15 protein-coding genes are annotated in these 14,544 nt (G+C 62.5%); 7 read left to right on the forward strand and 8 right to left on the reverse strand.

Going from position 1 to position 14,544, the window contains the following annotated elements; genetic code table 11:
* The first annotated feature begins 41 nt into the window (after positions 1-41).
* Together GST84_00435 and GST84_00440 are read left to right on the forward strand one after the other, a co-directional pair.
* The gene (locus GST84_00435) at positions 42-599 is read left to right on the forward strand and encodes a tRNA threonylcarbamoyladenosine biosynthesis protein RimN (protein ID XGB10906.1); all 558 of its coding nucleotides are present in this window, start codon (positions 42-44) and stop codon (positions 597-599) included.
* Between the two features lie 914 nt (positions 600-1,513).
* Positions 1,514-1,831, forward strand: a complete 318-nt coding sequence (locus GST84_00440; protein XGB10907.1) for a hypothetical protein — start codon at positions 1,514-1,516, stop codon at positions 1,829-1,831.
* Between the two features lie 127 nt (positions 1,832-1,958).
* On the opposite strand, the gene GST84_00445 is transcribed toward GST84_00440, so the two are convergent.
* Complete coding sequence (locus tag GST84_00445; protein XGB10908.1) at positions 1,959-2,936, reverse strand: NADPH:quinone reductase; 978 nt, start codon at positions 2,934-2,936, stop codon at positions 1,959-1,961.
* A gap of 134 nt (positions 2,937-3,070) precedes the next feature.
* Here GST84_00445 and hemF point away from each other — a divergent pair, with 134 nt between their 5' ends.
* Complete coding sequence (hemF, locus tag GST84_00450; protein ID XGB10909.1) at positions 3,071-3,982, forward strand: oxygen-dependent coproporphyrinogen oxidase; 912 nt, start codon at positions 3,071-3,073, stop codon at positions 3,980-3,982.
* A 25-nt stretch (positions 3,983-4,007) separates the two neighbouring features.
* Positions 4,008-4,832, forward strand: coding sequence for a shikimate dehydrogenase (gene aroE, locus GST84_00455; GenBank protein ID XGB10910.1), 825 nt, complete (start codon positions 4,008-4,010; stop codon positions 4,830-4,832).
* A 27-nt stretch (positions 4,833-4,859) separates the two neighbouring features.
* Here aroE and GST84_00460 read toward each other — a convergent pair whose 3' ends face one another.
* From GST84_00460 to betC, 3 genes are all read right to left on the reverse strand, one after another.
* Positions 4,860-6,425, reverse strand: coding sequence for an STAS domain-containing protein (locus GST84_00460; GenBank protein ID XGB10911.1), 1,566 nt, complete (start codon positions 6,423-6,425; stop codon positions 4,860-4,862).
* Positions 6,426-6,567: 142 nt separating this feature from the next.
* Positions 6,568-7,491 carry a choline ABC transporter substrate-binding protein gene (choX, locus tag GST84_00465; GenBank protein ID XGB10912.1) on the reverse strand — a complete coding sequence of 308 codons (924 nt, stop codon included), beginning with the start codon at positions 7,489-7,491 and terminating at the stop codon, positions 6,568-6,570.
* 14 nt (positions 7,492-7,505) lie between these two features.
* A complete protein-coding gene (gene betC, locus GST84_00470) occupies positions 7,506-9,023 on the reverse strand; it encodes a choline-sulfatase (GenBank protein ID XGB10913.1) in 1,518 nt (505 codons plus the stop codon).
* Between the two features lie 108 nt (positions 9,024-9,131).
* Here betC and GST84_00475 point away from each other — a divergent pair, with 108 nt between their 5' ends.
* The gene (locus GST84_00475) at positions 9,132-10,031 is read left to right on the forward strand and encodes a LysR family transcriptional regulator (protein ID XGB10914.1); all 900 of its coding nucleotides are present in this window, start codon (positions 9,132-9,134) and stop codon (positions 10,029-10,031) included.
* Positions 10,032-10,052: 21 nt separating this feature from the next.
* Here the strand turns inward: GST84_00475 and GST84_00480 are convergent, their stop codons facing one another.
* Positions 10,053-10,607: an NAD(P)H-binding protein gene (locus GST84_00480; protein XGB10915.1), complete on the reverse strand. Its 555-nt coding sequence runs from the start codon at positions 10,605-10,607 to the stop codon at positions 10,053-10,055.
* Positions 10,608-10,659: 52 nt separating this feature from the next.
* Here GST84_00480 and GST84_00485 point away from each other — a divergent pair, with 52 nt between their 5' ends.
* Entirely contained in the window at positions 10,660-10,992 is a 333-nt protein-coding gene (locus tag GST84_00485; GenBank protein XGB10916.1) for a 4,5-dioxygenase, read from the forward strand.
* Positions 10,993-11,112: 120 nt separating this feature from the next.
* Here the strand turns inward: GST84_00485 and GST84_00490 are convergent, their stop codons facing one another.
* Together GST84_00490 and trpB are read right to left on the reverse strand one after the other, a co-directional pair.
* Positions 11,113-11,922 (reverse strand): tryptophan synthase subunit alpha, encoded by an 810-nt coding sequence (locus tag GST84_00490; protein XGB10917.1) that lies wholly within the window; start codon positions 11,920-11,922, stop codon positions 11,113-11,115.
* Complete coding sequence (gene trpB, locus GST84_00495) at positions 11,919-13,136, reverse strand: tryptophan synthase subunit beta (protein XGB10918.1); 1,218 nt, start codon at positions 13,134-13,136, stop codon at positions 11,919-11,921. Before trpB ends, GST84_00490 begins: the two co-directional genes overlap by 4 nt.
* A gap of 110 nt (positions 13,137-13,246) precedes the next feature.
* Between trpB and GST84_00500 the strand changes: the two genes are divergently transcribed.
* Complete coding sequence (locus GST84_00500; protein ID XGB10919.1) at positions 13,247-14,143, forward strand: LysR family transcriptional regulator; 897 nt, start codon at positions 13,247-13,249, stop codon at positions 14,141-14,143.
* Here GST84_00500 and GST84_00505 read toward each other — a convergent pair.
* The gene (locus GST84_00505; protein ID XGB10920.1) at positions 14,140-14,463 is read right to left on the reverse strand and encodes a DUF883 family protein; all 324 of its coding nucleotides are present in this window, start codon (positions 14,461-14,463) and stop codon (positions 14,140-14,142) included. The genes GST84_00500 and GST84_00505 overlap by 4 nt on opposite strands.
* Between the last annotated feature and the right edge of the window lie 81 nt (positions 14,464-14,544).

Genomic DNA, 14,544 nt, shown 5'->3' on the forward strand with positions numbered 1-14,544 from the left:
TACACTGCTCACATGCAAGGTATATAGGCGGAGAAACAGCAATGGTGAGCAGTTTTCGTGTGCAACAAGCCGCACGTGAGATCCGGGCGGGCGCGGTGATCGCCTACCCGACGGAAGCGGTCTGGGGCCTGGGCTGCGACCCATGGAACGAGGATGCGGTGTATCGCCTGCTGGCGCTGAAGTCGCGTCCTGTGGATAAAGGGCTGATTCTGATCGCTGACAATATCCGTCAGTTCGACTTCCTGTTCGAGGACTTCCCCGAAGACTGGATCGACCGCATGAGCAGCACCTGGCCGGGGCCGAACACCTGGCTGGTGCCGCACCAGGACCTGTTGCCCGAATGGGTGACCGGGCAGCATGACACGGTGGCGCTGCGGGTCAGTGATCACCCGGTGGTGCGTGAGCTGTGCGCGCTGGTGGGGCCGTTGATTTCCACCTCGTGCAACCCTGGCGGGCGCCCGGCGGCGAAGACCCGGTTGCGGGTTGAGCAGTACTTCCATGGCCAGTTGGACCTGGTGCTGGGTGGCGCTCTGGGCGGGCGGAAGAACCCGAGTGTGATTCGCAACCTGGCAACCGGCGAAGTTGTTCGGCCGGGCTGACATCTTTCCACAAGCCTTCCGCAGATTTTTCTGATTTGTCTCGGTTGGCGGGCGATTGTGTGAGGGCTGACGGGTGCCTGCCTTGAAGCTCTCTTCGCCTATGAGATCGAGCGCCGCCCGCGCGGCGCATCGCGAGCTGCGCTCGCTCCTACGTTTGTTTTTGGCCAGGAACGCCTGTCACAGGCGCGCGCGACCGCCTTGTTTTTACGATGCGATCTTGAGCCATACGCCAAAGCGTTCGCGCGCAAATGGCACAGAAATAATTGGCCCGAAACAAACGTAGGAGCGAGCGCAGCTCGCGATGCGCCGCGCGGGCGGCGCTCGATCTGCGCGACACCACAGAAACCAAGGCGAGCGCCTGGTTGCCGTTACGCGGTCTGCGTGCGCCAAATCGATTGAGGGGGTGGCCTAGGCCCTATCGCCCGAAAAAACAAAGGCCGCATAAGCGGCCCAAATGGTAAGGATGTACTCACCCGGATAACTTGAGTTCAGCCGACGCACCAGTACAACCTGAAGCAGAAACGCTTCGCTTCCAAACCTGCATGGTCAAGGCAGTGCCCTTTCTATCGCGTGCTGTGCATGCGCCTCCTGTTGCCATTTGCGTGATCAGGGTTTTCTGATTTTTGCCAAAATGGCTGTCCAGCTGGTCACTTCGGAAATATCCTACGAACCGCGTCTCCTTCCATCACCTTCTAAGTGGGAACCTCTGCCTCTAGGCTCTATCCGTCGCCGAATAACTTGGCGATCGGGTGTGGTAGCCCGGATGCATTTTTTCCATGACAGTCTATGGTGGCTGTGCGTGGGAGGCTTTCGAGCCTGCCTGGATTGGAAAATGCCCGGGTCTACCACCTCGCGTACAGTCGCCACCCATTCACGTGGTAGTGAAGGTTGGCGGCCTTGAGGAGCATTTTCCAATGATGAAGAAAATAGTCCCCGATCCACCTCTCCCATGCACCTCCACCCGCCCCTTCGGCCGCTGCGATGCCGGCCACGATCCACTCTTCACCGTCAACCCAAACATTTCTGCCGAGGACGCTCTGGTCCACGTAGCCCTTTACCTGCGCAGCGCTTACGAAACCGGCTACAAAGCTTTGGACTACATGCGTGAAGAAGGCCGTGGCATGTTCTGGTCGAACCTGCATGCGATTGAAATGGCAGAGGGTGTGATCGAGGCGATATTCGATGGCATCGAGTCGACTTCATTGCCGTCACGCCCAGCCTCCAAGGCATAGCGCTGCTATCGAGGCCGACTCAGTACCTGTGGGAGCGGGCTTGCCCGCGAACACCGGCAAAGCCGGTGCCATCCATCGCGGTGGCTTCTTCGCGGGTAAACCCGCTCCTACAGGGAATGTGTGTGGCTCAGGGGATTAGTACAGTCGATCCTACAGTCCGCCGCGCCGACAGCTCTGCCTGCGCCTTGGCCGCCTCGCTCAGTGGATACCGCTGCTGGATATCCACAACCAGCTTCCCGCTCGCAATCATCGCAAACAGGTCATCGGCCATGGCCTGGGTGTTCTCGGCATTGTTGGCATAGCTCGCCAAGGTCGGCCGGGTGACATACAGCGAGCCCTTCTGCGCCAGAATCCCCAGGTTCACCCCGCTCACCGCACCGGAAGCGTTGCCAAAGCTCACCATCAACCCACGCGGGCGCAGGCAGTCCAGCGAGGTCAGCCAGGTGTCGGCACCCACGCCGTCATACACCACCGGGCATTTCTTGCCGTCGGTCAGCTCCAGTACGCGCTTGGCCACATCTTCACGGCTGTAGTCGATGGTCGCCCAAGCCCCCAGCGCCTTGGCCCGCTCGGCCTTCTCGGCAGAGCTCACGGTGCCGATCAGCTTGGCGCCCAGGGCCTTGGCCCATTGGCAAGCCAGCGACCCTACACCACCGGCTGCGGCATGGAACAGGATCACATCACCCGCCTTCACCTCATAGGTCTGCTTCAGCAGGTACTGTACGGTCAAACCCTTGAGCATCACCGCTGCCGCCTGCTCGAAGCTGATGGTGTCCGGCAGCTTGACCAGGTTGGCTTCCGGTAGCGTATGCACCTCGCTGTAGGCGCCCAGTGGGCCGCCGGCATGTGCGACACGGTCTCCTACCTTCAATCGGGACACGCCTTCGCCCACGGCCTCTACCACACCTGCCGCTTCGGTACCCAGGCCAGAAGGTAGGGACGGCGGCGCATACAGCCCGCTTCGGAAGTAGGTATCGATGAAGTTCAGGCCGATCGCATGGTTACGCACACGCACCTGCTGTGGCCCGGGCGGGGTGGGTTCGAATTCCACAAACTGCAGCACTTCCGGGCCACCATGCTGGCTGAACTGGATACGCTTGGCCATCTCGCACTCCTGTAGTCGGGATCGGGAAAGGCCTTCTATCGGACGCCTTTGCTTGGTCGTCGTCAACTGCGGCGCACGCGCTGGCGGTGGTATGCTACGCGGCGAATTCTTCCCTGCCCGTTCCTGGTGACCCGATGACTAGCCGCACCGAGGCCGTGAAAGCCTACCTGCTCGACCTGCAAGACCGCATCTGCTCTGCCCTCGAAACAGAAGACGGCGGTGCCCGCTTCGTCGAGGACGCCTGGGTGCGCGAAGCCGGTGGCGGGGGTCGCACGCGGGTTATCGGTGATGGCAAAGTGATCGAAAAAGGCGGGGTCAACTTCTCCCATGTGTTTGGTGCCGGCCTGCCGCCGTCGGCCAGTGCCCACCGCCCCGAACTGGCAGGCCGTGGTTTCGAAGCCTTGGGCGTGTCGCTGGTGATACACCCGCACAACCCGCATGTGCCCACTTCCCACGCCAACGTTCGCTTCTTCATTGCCGAAAAGGAAGGTGAAGAGGCCGTATGGTGGTTCGGCGGCGGCTTTGACCTGACGCCATACTATGGCAACGAAGAAGACTGCATTCACTGGCACCGAGTAGCCGAGCAGGCCTGCGCGCCGTTTGGCGCCGACGTGTACCCACGCTACAAGGCCTGGTGCGATCGCTACTTCCACCTCAAGCACCGTGGCGAGCCACGGGGTATCGGCGGCTTGTTCTTCGATGACCTGAACGAGTGGGACTTCGACACTTGCTTCGCCTTCATCCGTGCCATTGGCGATGCCTACATCAACGCCTACCTGCCGATCGTCCAGCGCCGCAAAGACACGCCTTACACCCCGCAACAGCGCGAGTTCCAGGAATACCGCCGCGGCCGCTACGTGGAGTTCAATCTGGTCTACGACCGTGGCACCCTGTTCGGCCTGCAATCCGGTGGCCGCACCGAATCCATCCTCATGTCGCTGCCACCGCAGGTGCGTTGGGGCTATGACTGGAAGGCCGCGCCCGGCAGTGAAGAGGCACGCCTGACAGAGTACTTCCTGCAGGACCGCGACTGGCTCGGCCAGTAAGCCTGTGGATAAACAAGGAGCCGTCATGGACCAGTACGTCGTTTTTGGTAACCCCATCGGCCACAGCAAGTCGCCGCTGATCCACCGCCTGTTCGCCGAGCAGACCGGTCAGGACCTGGAATATGCCACTCTGCTGGCGCCGCTGGACGAGTTCAGCGACTGCGCGCGCGGCTTCTTCAAGCAAGGCAGTGGCGGCAACGTCACCGTGCCGTTCAAGGAAGAGGCTTACCGCCTGTGCGACAGCCTGACCCCGCGTGCCCGGCGCGCTGGCGCAGTGAACACGCTGAGCAAGCTGGCTGATGGCACCCTGCAGGGCGACAACACCGATGGCGCTGGCCTGGTGCGCGACCTGACGGTGAATGCCGGGGTCGAGCTGGCGGGCAAGCGCATTCTCATCCTCGGTGCCGGTGGCGCCGTGCGCGGCGTGCTGGAGCCTATTCTGGCGCACAAGCCGCAGTCGCTGGTGATTGCCAACCGTACCGTTGAAAAGGCCGAGCAGCTGGCGCGTGAGTTCGATGAATTGGGGCCGGTGGTGGCCAGCGGGTTTGCCTGGTTACAGGAACCTGTGGATGTGATCATCAATGCCACCTCGGCGAGCCTGGCCGGGGAAATGCCGCCGATTGCCGACAGCCTGGTCGAGGCGGGTCGTACGGTTTGCTACGACATGATGTATGGCAAAGAGCCGACGCCGTTTTGCCAGTGGGCTACCAAGCTGGGGGCTGCCAAGGTACTGGATGGGTTGGGGATGCTGGCTGAACAGGCGGCTGAAGCCTTCTTTATCTGGCGTGGCGTGAGGCCCGATACGGCGCCGGTATTGGCCGAACTGCGTCGGCAACTTGCCAGGGGCTGAGATTGCAGGGCCGCTTTGTGGCCCCAATCAATCCTCAAACCGGATCGGGCACAACTCCACCCCTTCCAGCTTCTGCAATTCCTCTATCACCTGCGGCCTGGCCCGGTGCAAGGTCAAACTCCCCCCCAATCGGCGCAACCGCCGCGCCTCGCGGTGCAACATGTCCACACCCGAGTAATCGATGAAATTCACCTGCCGGGCATCGATTACTACATGCGGCCCTTGGCAGCGCTGCAAGCGCACCTGCAGGTAGTGCGCAGCACCAAAGAAAATCGACCCACCTACCCGCAGTACATCCGCATCCCCTTCACGGCTTTGTTGGATCCGTGGTCGTGAGGTGCGCTTCAAATAGAAGAACAGCGAAGCCAGCACCCCGGCATAGATGGCTGTCTGCAGCTCCAGCAGCAATGTCGCTGCCGCCGTCAGCGCCATCACCAGAAACTCCGAGCGGCTGACCCGGAACAATGCACGGATCCCTCGGTGGTCCACCAACCCCCAGCAGATCAGCAAAATGCAGCCGGCCATGGCTGGTATCGGCAGGTGCGCGATCAGGCCGGCGCCGGTCACGGCGAATAACGCCACCCACAGCGCCGAAAACACCCCGGCCATGGGCGAGCGGGCGCCCGCCTCGTAGCTCAGGCCCGAGCGGGTGAAGGAGCCGGCAGACAGGTAACCAGAGAAAAATGCACCGGCAATGTTCGACAGGCCCTGTGCGCGTATTTCCTGGTCCGGGTCGATCAGTTGTTCTGAACGTGCCGACAACGAACGGGCAATCGACAGGCTGGTGACCAACCCCAGCATGCCTACCGCCACGGCGCTGGGCAGCAGACGCAACATGAGCTCCACGTCCAGCAAAGGCAGCGGGCTGAAAGGCGGGAGTTGCCCGGTGAACGCTGCCACCCGCGGCACATGGCCAAAGAAGCCTGGCATCAGCCAGGCCAGCAAGCTGACCAGGATCAGGCTTATCAACAGGCTCGGCCAGCGTGGGCGCCAGAGTTTGAAGGCCACACCGATCACTATGGTGGCCAGGCCCAGCAGCAAGGAAGGCACGTCGACCTCGCCTGCGTGGCTGGCCAGGTCTTGCACGGTCTTCAGCGCGGTGGACTGGCTGGGCAGGGCCATGCCCAGCAGGTTGGGCAGTTGGCCCAAGGCAATGACGATGGCGGCACCCAGCGTGAAACCGAGCACCACGGAATGGGAGACGAAATTGACCAGCGCGCCGAAGCGCAACAGCCCGAGCAGCAGCTGGAAAATGCCGCCAAGAAAGGTCAGCAGCAACACCAGCGTGATGTAGTCAGCGCTACCGGCCACGGCCAGCGGGCTGATGCTGGCGTAGAGCACGATGGAAATGGCGGCGGTCGGGCCGCAGATCAGGTACCAGGAAGAGCCCCACAGGCAGGCGATCAGTACCGGCACGATGGCAGCGTAAAGCCCATATTCGGCGGGCAGGCCGGCGATCAGGGCGTAGGCGATGGATTGCGGCAGGGCGAGGATGGCGCCGCTCAGGCCTACCAGCAGGTCCTGGCGCAGGCTGCGGCCCGATTGGCGGGGAAGCCAGGTGAGGAAGGGCAGCAGTAAAGAGAGGCGATGCATGGGTTATCCACAATCCTTAAGGGGTCGCCAAGCCCTGTGGGAGCGGGCATGCCCGCGAAAAAGCCAACGCGTTGCTTGGCACCGGCTTTGCCGGTGTTCGCGGGCGCGCCCGCTCCCACAGGGTTGGTGTGTCTTTGTGAGATTACAGTTTGGCTTTGACGGCCTCCAGGGCATCCCCATCGGCCTTGGTGGTAACCCCGGCCAACCACCCATCCAACCGTTCAGGATGCGCTTTCACCCAGGCCTTGGCCGCTTCATCGAAGCTGATCTTCTTGTCCACAACCTCTGCCATGATGCTGTTTTCCATGTCCAGTGTGAACTTGAGGTTACCTAGCAGCTTCGCCGCATTGGGGCAGGCTTGTGGATAACCCTTGCGGGTCAGCGTGTATACCTCGCCCTTGCTGCCGAACCACTTTTCCCCACCGGTCAGGTAATGCATTTTCAGTTTCACGTTCATCGGGTGCGGGGTCCAGCCAAGAAAGGTGATGAATTGCTGCTTCTTCACCGCCCGGTCGACCTGAGCCAGCATCGCCTGCTCGCTGGACTCCACCAGCTTCCACTGGCCGAGGTTGAATTCATTCTTGTCGATGATTTTCTTGAGCGACAGGTTGGCCGGGGCGCCGGAGCCGATTCCGTACAGCTTTTTGTCGAACTGCCCGGCGTGTTTTTGCAGGTCAGCGAAGTCCTTCACCCCGGCATTCCATACATAGTCGGGCACTGCGAGGGTGAACTCGGTTCCCTCCAGGTTGCGCGATAGCTGCTGCACATCGCCGTTGGCGATGAACTTGTCATGGAAACCTTGATGTGCGGGCATCCAGTTGCCGAGGAAGGCGTCGACCTGGCCGTCCTTGAGGCCGCCATAGATGATCGGTACGGCCAGGCTGTCGATCTTCACCTGGTAACCCAGGCTTTCCAGTAACAGGCGTGCCACGGCATTGGTCGAGGCAATATCACTCCAGCCGGGGTCGGCCATTTTCACGGTACTGCATTGCGCGTCGCTGTCTGCGGCGTGGGCCGTGGTGGCGCTCAGGGCCAGGGCGAACACGGCGGCGGAGAACTTGTGCATGGCGGCCTCTCTTCTCAATCCAGGGGGGCGGGCTGTGGATAACGTGCCTTGCGTTCGAGGTCATCGAGATCGATGTGGTTGCGCATGTACTGTTGGCTGGCGTCCACCAATGGTTGGTGGTCCCAGCTTTTCAGCTTGCCGATGGCCAGCGCTTCGGCCACCAGCCGGCGGCGGCGCTGGCTGGCCAGTACCTGCTGGCGCAGGTTGGGGATGTCCCAGCGCTGTTGCGCTTCATCGACAAATGCCTGTAGCAGCGTCTGGTGGTCCGGGCTGCCAGTGAGGTTCTCCCGCTCGTGCGGGTCGCGGCTCAGGTCATAGAGTAGACACGGGTCGTCTTCGCTGTACACGAACTTGTAGTGCCCGCGGCGGATCATCATCAGCGGGCCGACGGTGCCTTCGGCCATGTACTCGCCGATCACCTCGTCGTGACCGCCCTGCCCTTGCAGGTGGCCCAACAGTGAGCGGCCATCCAGATGCAGGTCTTTATCCACAGCGCCGCCAGCCAGTTCGACCAAGGTTGGCAGCAGGTCGCAGGTCGACACCGAGGCAGTTACCCGGCCCGCTGCAAAGCGCTTCGGCGCATGGATCAGCAACGGTACCCGCGCCGACATTTCGAACCAGTGCATTTTGTACCAGAGGCCACGCTCGCCAAGCATGTCGCCGTGGTCGCCGGAAAACACGATCAGTGTGTCATCGGCCAGGTTGCATTCCTCCAGGGTCTGCAGCAGCTGGCCAATGTTGTCATCGATATAGCTGCACGCGCCGAAGTAGGCACGGCGGGCATCGCGGATCTTGTCCACAGGCAGTGGCTTGTTCCACAGGTCGTAGACCTTCAGCAGGCGCTGCGAATGCGGGTCGAGTTCTGCCTGGCCGAACTCGGCACGGGGCATGGGGATATCCACACCTTCGTAGCGGTCCCAGTAGCGTTTGGCAATGGTGTAGGGGTCATGCGGGTGAGTCATCGAAACGGTCAGGCAAAATGGCCGGCCATCGTTTTCGCGCACATGGTCGTACAGGTACTGACGCGCCTTGAACACCACCTCCTCGTCGAAATCCAGCTGATTGGTGCGCACGCACGGACCGGCTTGCAGCACCGAGGACATGTTGTGGTACCAGCTTGGACGCACATCGGGTTCGTCCCAGTTCACCGCCCAACCATAGTCGGCCGGGTAGATGTCGCTGGTCAGGCGTTCTTCATAGCCGTGCAACTGGTCGGGGCCGCAGAAGTGCATCTTGCCTGACAGCGCGGTGCGGTAGCCCAGGCGACGCAGGTAATGGGCGTAGGTCGGCACATCGGCAGGGAAGTCGGCCGCGTTATCGTAGGCGCCAATACGGCTGGGCAACTGACCGCTGACCAGGGTGAAGCGTGATGGTGCGCACAGCGGGCTGTTGCAGTAGGCCGAGTCGAACACCACGGCTTGCTCGGCCAGGCGGCCGAGGTGCGGCATCTGGATGGGCGAAGAGCCGTAGATCGGCAGCAAGGGCGCGGCCATCTGGTCGGCCATGATGAACAGGATATTCGGACGCGTCATGGGGGCTTCCATCGTTGAGGGTTATGCGAACCGCTTGCCTACCAAGATGCGACTGTGGATAACATGGGTAAAGCCCATGGCGGGCAATGACTGGGATTAGCTACGCTTATGTTTGACCACCTTGCCGGGTTGTCGCTGGATTCCTTGCGTGTATTCGAGGCTGCTGCGCGCCTGCGTGGCTTTACCGCTGCGGCGCTGGAGTTGGGTACCACGCAGCCGGCAGTGAGCCAGCAGGTGAAGCGCCTGGAGGCACAGTTGGGCACGCGCTTGTTTGACCGCATTTACCGGGGCATCGAGCTGACCGAGGCTGGCCAGGTGCTGTTCGAACAGGTGCAACAGGGGCTGCAGGCCATGGATGACGGTATCGCCCAGGCCAGCGGGCGTGGCCAGCATGAAGTGCTGCAGGTGGCCACCGACTTTGCCTTTGCGGCGTTCTGGTTGATGCCAAGGCTGCAACGCTTTCATGAGGCTTATCCACAGGTGGATGTGAGCCTGGTGACGGGTGAGCGCAGCCAGGGCATGTTGCGCCCGGACATCGATGTGGCGGTGCTGTTTGGCGATGGACGCTTTCACCAAGGAGAAAGCCGTTGGCTATTCGATGAGGAAGTGTTCCCGGTGTGCAGCCCCCGTCTGATTCATGGCAAAGCCTTGTCAGCTGTGGCCTTGCAACGATTGCCGCTGCTGCATTTGAAGGGCGAGCAGGCCAGCCGCTGGTTTGACTGGGCGGGGGTATTTCGCGGGTTTGGTGTGACCAGCCCACCGCCGGCGGGGCAGTTGCGGTTTGATAACTATACCTTGCTGATTCAGGCAGCGATTGCCGGGCAAGGAGTGGCGATTGGCTGGGGGCACCTGGTGGATGGGTTGGTGGAGCAAGGGTTGCTGTGTCGGCCGCTGGAGGGGAGCTTGCGTTCGCAACGCGGCTATTACGCGGTGTTGCCACCGCGCAAGCGGCGTGGAGCGTTGATCGAGCGGTTCGTGGATTGGTTGGAGCAGGAGCGCAACCGCTGAGCCCCGAGGCTGCGCGGTCATCTAGACCACGAAGTTAAGATGCTCGCCCCGGTGCAGGTCCAGCTCCAGCATATCCACGATCCCCGCCGCCACACGCGCCCACGCCGCGTCCGGCAGCGGCTGCGGGGTATTGATCAAGGTCCAGCGCAGCGCGCTGCGCTGCAACCCATCAACTACCTGATCCACGCTCTCCCGCTCTGCTGGGCTGTACTTGTTCGGCTCGTCCAGCACAGCGAAATCGCCCACCAGCAATAGCCGGCGTATAGTCGTACGCTCAAGCCCCGCCACCAGCGCTTCGCTCAGGCGTGCTTGCCCCGGCAGGTCACCTGACGCCAGCGTCGATAAAAGGGCGATTACCGCTGAACCGCCTGCCGCGCCCTGCTCCGCCTGGTCGGCACTGTTCAGCCCGCCTATCTTGAAGTGCAGGCCGGGGCGGGCGGTGTGGCGGTTGAGGTCATCCACCACGGCGGTGACTTCGTGTTGGCGCGATAGCAGTTCGGCCACCAGGGCATTGCCCAAGCTGCTTTCAGGCCCGAACAGGACCAGTTTGAATACTGGGGTTTCGGCGTTTTTCACTGCATCACTCCGTGTACAGGTGGTGATGGTTGGACCGCAATCAGGAGTTATCGTGCAGAGGATCAAGGGTTACCACGCCCACGTTTATTACGACGCAGCCACCATGGAGCAGGCCCGGGAACTGTGCGAGGAGGCGGCTCGGCTGTTTCCTGTGACCATGGGGCGCATGCACCAGAAACCGGTTGGGCCGCATCCGGACTGGAGTTGCCAGCTGGCGTTCGGGCCGGAAGTGGTGGGGGTGGTTTTGCCTTGGTTGGCGCTGTACCGCAAGGGCCTGGTGGTATTCATGCATCCGGAAACCGGGGATGAACTGGCGGATCACCGGGATCATGCGATCTGGATGGGGGCCGTGCGGCCATTGAATCTGTCGGTTTTTGGGGGCTAGGCGGGGGTAGCCTGTGCCGGCCTATTCGCGGGTGAACCCGCTCCTACAACGCTATCGCAGAGCCAGAGGGTGGCGCTGGCCCCGTAGGAGCGGGTTTACCCGCGAAGCAGACGACGCGGTTTAGCGGCGTGCGGCGCGCACCCCTTCAGCCAATGCCGAGCACAAGCTCAATACATCGGTCACCGCCTGATCGGCGCTTTTGGCCTGGGCGATCTTGTCGACCAGTGCCGAGCCCACCACCACACCATCCGCCAGGCGGGCAATGTTCGCAGCCTGTTCCGGCGTGCGAATGCCGAAGCCAACGCTGATCGGCAGATCGGTATGCCGGCGCAGGCGGGCAATGGCTTCGGTCACATGCTCGGTGGTCGCCGAACCGGCGCCGGTCACGCCGGCCACCGACACGTAGTAGACGAACCCGGAGCTGCGCTCCAGCACGCGCGGCAGGCGCGCGTCGTCGGTGGTCGGGGTGGTCAGGCGGATGAAGTCGATGCCTGCGGCCTGGGCCGGGGTAGCCAGTTCGGCGTCGTGCTCTGGCGGAAGGTCGACGATGATCAGGCCATCGACGCCCGCTGCCTTGGCTTCAGTCACGAACGTGTCCACACCAAAGCGGTGGATAGGGTTGTAGTAGCCCATCAGCACGATTGGCGTGGTCTGGTTATCCACACGGAATTCGCGAACCATCTGCAGGGTCTTGGCCAAGGTCTGGCCAGCTTCAAGGGCGCGCAGGGTGGCCAGCTGGATGGCCACGCCATCGGCCATCGGGTCGGTGAACGGCATGCCCAGCTCGATCACGTCGGCGCCAGCAGCCGGCAGGCCCTTGAGGATCTGCAGCGAGGCGTCGTAGCCCGGGTCGCCAGCTGTGACGAAGGTGACCAGTGCCGAGCGGCCTTCGGCCTTCAGCTCGGCGAAGCGTTGTTCAAGACGGCTCATGCCTGTTTCTCCTGGGCGGCCATGTGGTTCATGACGGTTTGCATGTCTTTGTCGCCGCGGCCCGACAGGCACACGACCATCAGGTGGTCCTTGGGCAGCTTCGGTGCGCGCTTGATCGCTTCGGCCAAGGCGTGGGAGCTTTCCAGGGCTGGGATGATGCCTTCCAGGCGGCAGGTTGCGTGGAACGCATCCAATGCTTCGTCGTCGGTGATGCTGACGTACTCGACGCGCTTTACCTCATGCAGATAGGCGTGCTCCGGGCCGATGCCCGGGTAGTCCAGGCCTGCGGAAATAGAGTGGGCATCGGTGATCTGGCCGTCTTGGTCCTGCAACAGGTAGGTGCGATTGCCGTGCAACACGCCCGGTACGCCGCCGTTCAGGCTGGCGGCGTGCTTGTCGGTGTGTACGCCATGGCCACCGGCTTCAACGCCGATGATCTGCACGCTTGGCTCTTCGAGGAATTCATGGAACAGGCCCATGGCATTGGAGCCACCGCCGACGCAGGCAACCAGGCTATCAGGCAGGCGGCCTTCCTTCTCTTGCAACTGGGCACGGGTCTCTTTGCCGATGATCGACTGGAAATCGCGGACCATGGCGGGGTACGGGTGTGGGCCAGCCACAGTGCCGATCAGGTAGAAGGTGTCTTCGACGTTGGTAACCCAGTCACGCAGGGCTTCGTTCATGGCGTCTTTCAGGGTGCCGGTGCCGGCGGTAACCGGCACGATCTCGGCGCCCAGCAGTTTCATGCGGAACACGTTCGCCTGCTGGCGCTCGATGTCGGTAGCGCCCATGTAGATCACGCAAGGCAGGCCGAAGCGCGCGGCGACGGTGGCGGTGGCGACACCGTGCATGCCGGCGCCGGTTTCGGCGATCAGGCGCTTTTTGCCCATGCGCTTGGCCAGCAGCACCTGGCCGATGCAGTTGTTCACCTTGTGCGCGCCGGTATGGTTGAGCTCTTCACGCTTGAAGAAAATCTTCGCCCCGCCGCAATGCTCGGTCAGGCGCTCGGCGAAGTACAGCGGGTTAGGGCGGCCGATGTAGTCGCGCTGGAAGTACGCCAGCTCTTCAAGGAACTTGGGGTCTGCCTTGGCAGCTTCGTATTCGCGGGCCAGGTCCAGCACCAGTGGCATCAGGGTTTCGGCCACATAGCGGCCGCCAAACGAGCCGAACAGGCCATTGGCGTCGGGGCCGGGGCGGTATTGGGACTGGGACATGGGGCGCTCCAAGGCGTAGTGAATGAGTGATGGGCTTTACTCTAACCACGGCAAGCTCGGCTGAAAACCGATAAGATTGCGCAAACTTGTCAGAAAAACTCACAGGTAAAATGGCCCACGACCTCCCTCCCCTCAATGCCCTGCGTGCCTTCGAGGCTACAGCCAGGCTGAACAGTGTCAGCCAGGCAGCTGAAGCGCTGCACGTCACCCACGGCGCCGTCAGCCGGCAGATCAAGGTGCTTGAGGAGCATCTGGGCGTCGCCCTGTTCGTCAAGGACGGGCGCGGCATCAAACTCACAGATGCAGGCGTTCGTCTGCGCGATGCCAGCGGTGAGGCCTTCGACCGGCTGCGCAGCGTGTGTTCCGAACTCAGCCGTGATGTGAGCGAGGCGCCGTTCGTGCTGGGCTGCTCGGGCAGCCTGCTGGCACGCTGGTTTATCCCGCGGCTGGGGCGGTTGCAGGCGGATTTGCCTGAGCTGCGCTTGCATCTGTCGGCGGGTGAGGGCGACCTTGACCCGCGGCGGCCTGGGCTGGATGCGTTGCTGGTGTATGCCGAGCCACCGTGGCCGGCGGATATGCAGGTGCATGTGCTGGCCGAGGAATGTATCGGACCGGTGCTCAGCCCGCATTTCGCAGGCTTCCAGCGCTTGCGGGGGGCGCCCGCCCAGGCACTGCTGGGCGAAGCCTTGCTGCACACCACTTCACGCCCGCAAGCCTGGCCGACCTGGGCGGTGCAACAGGGCCTGGACCCGGCGGCCATTCACTATGGCCAGGCCTTCGAGCACCTGTATTACCTGCTGGAAGCTGCCGTGGCCGGATTGGGCGTTGCGATTGCACCGCAGCCACTGGTCGCCGATGACCTGCGGGCGGGCCGTTTGAGTGCGCCGTGGGGGTTTTCACCTACCCAGGCGGCGCTGGCATTGTGGGTGCCACGGCGCGCCGCAGACGGGCGCGCCGAGCAGTTGGCGCAGTGGTTACGGGCGGAACTTGCGCGGCAGGGCGCTTAGTTTCGCTTGCACATCAGGTAGGCCGCCAGCAGGCCCAACGCACCAATGGCCACACCAGCGGTTGTGTAGGGGTGTTCCTGGGCGTAGTCCCGGGTGGCTATGCCGGTCTGGCGGGTGCGCTGCTTCACTTCCTCGTACGCATCGCTCAGTAGGCTGCGCGAATGACGCAGTGCGCTTTCAGCGTTGCTGCGGATTGCCTTCACCGACTTCTGGGACTCTTCCGACGCATCATGCTTGAGGTTTTCCAAGCTTTTCAGAAGGCTCTCGATCTCTGCTTCCATGCTTTCCAGGGACGTTTTACGCAGCGAGTTACGGTGCATGTTGACTCTCCTTTGCAGTATGGGCTCTAAGGTTTGCGACCCTTGGCCTGCGAGAAAGTGCGATCGAACTTTCGCTGACAG

Source organism: Pseudomonas putida, assembly GCA_041879295.1.
Lineage (GTDB): Bacteria > Pseudomonadota > Gammaproteobacteria > Pseudomonadales > Pseudomonadaceae > Aquipseudomonas > Aquipseudomonas putida_Y.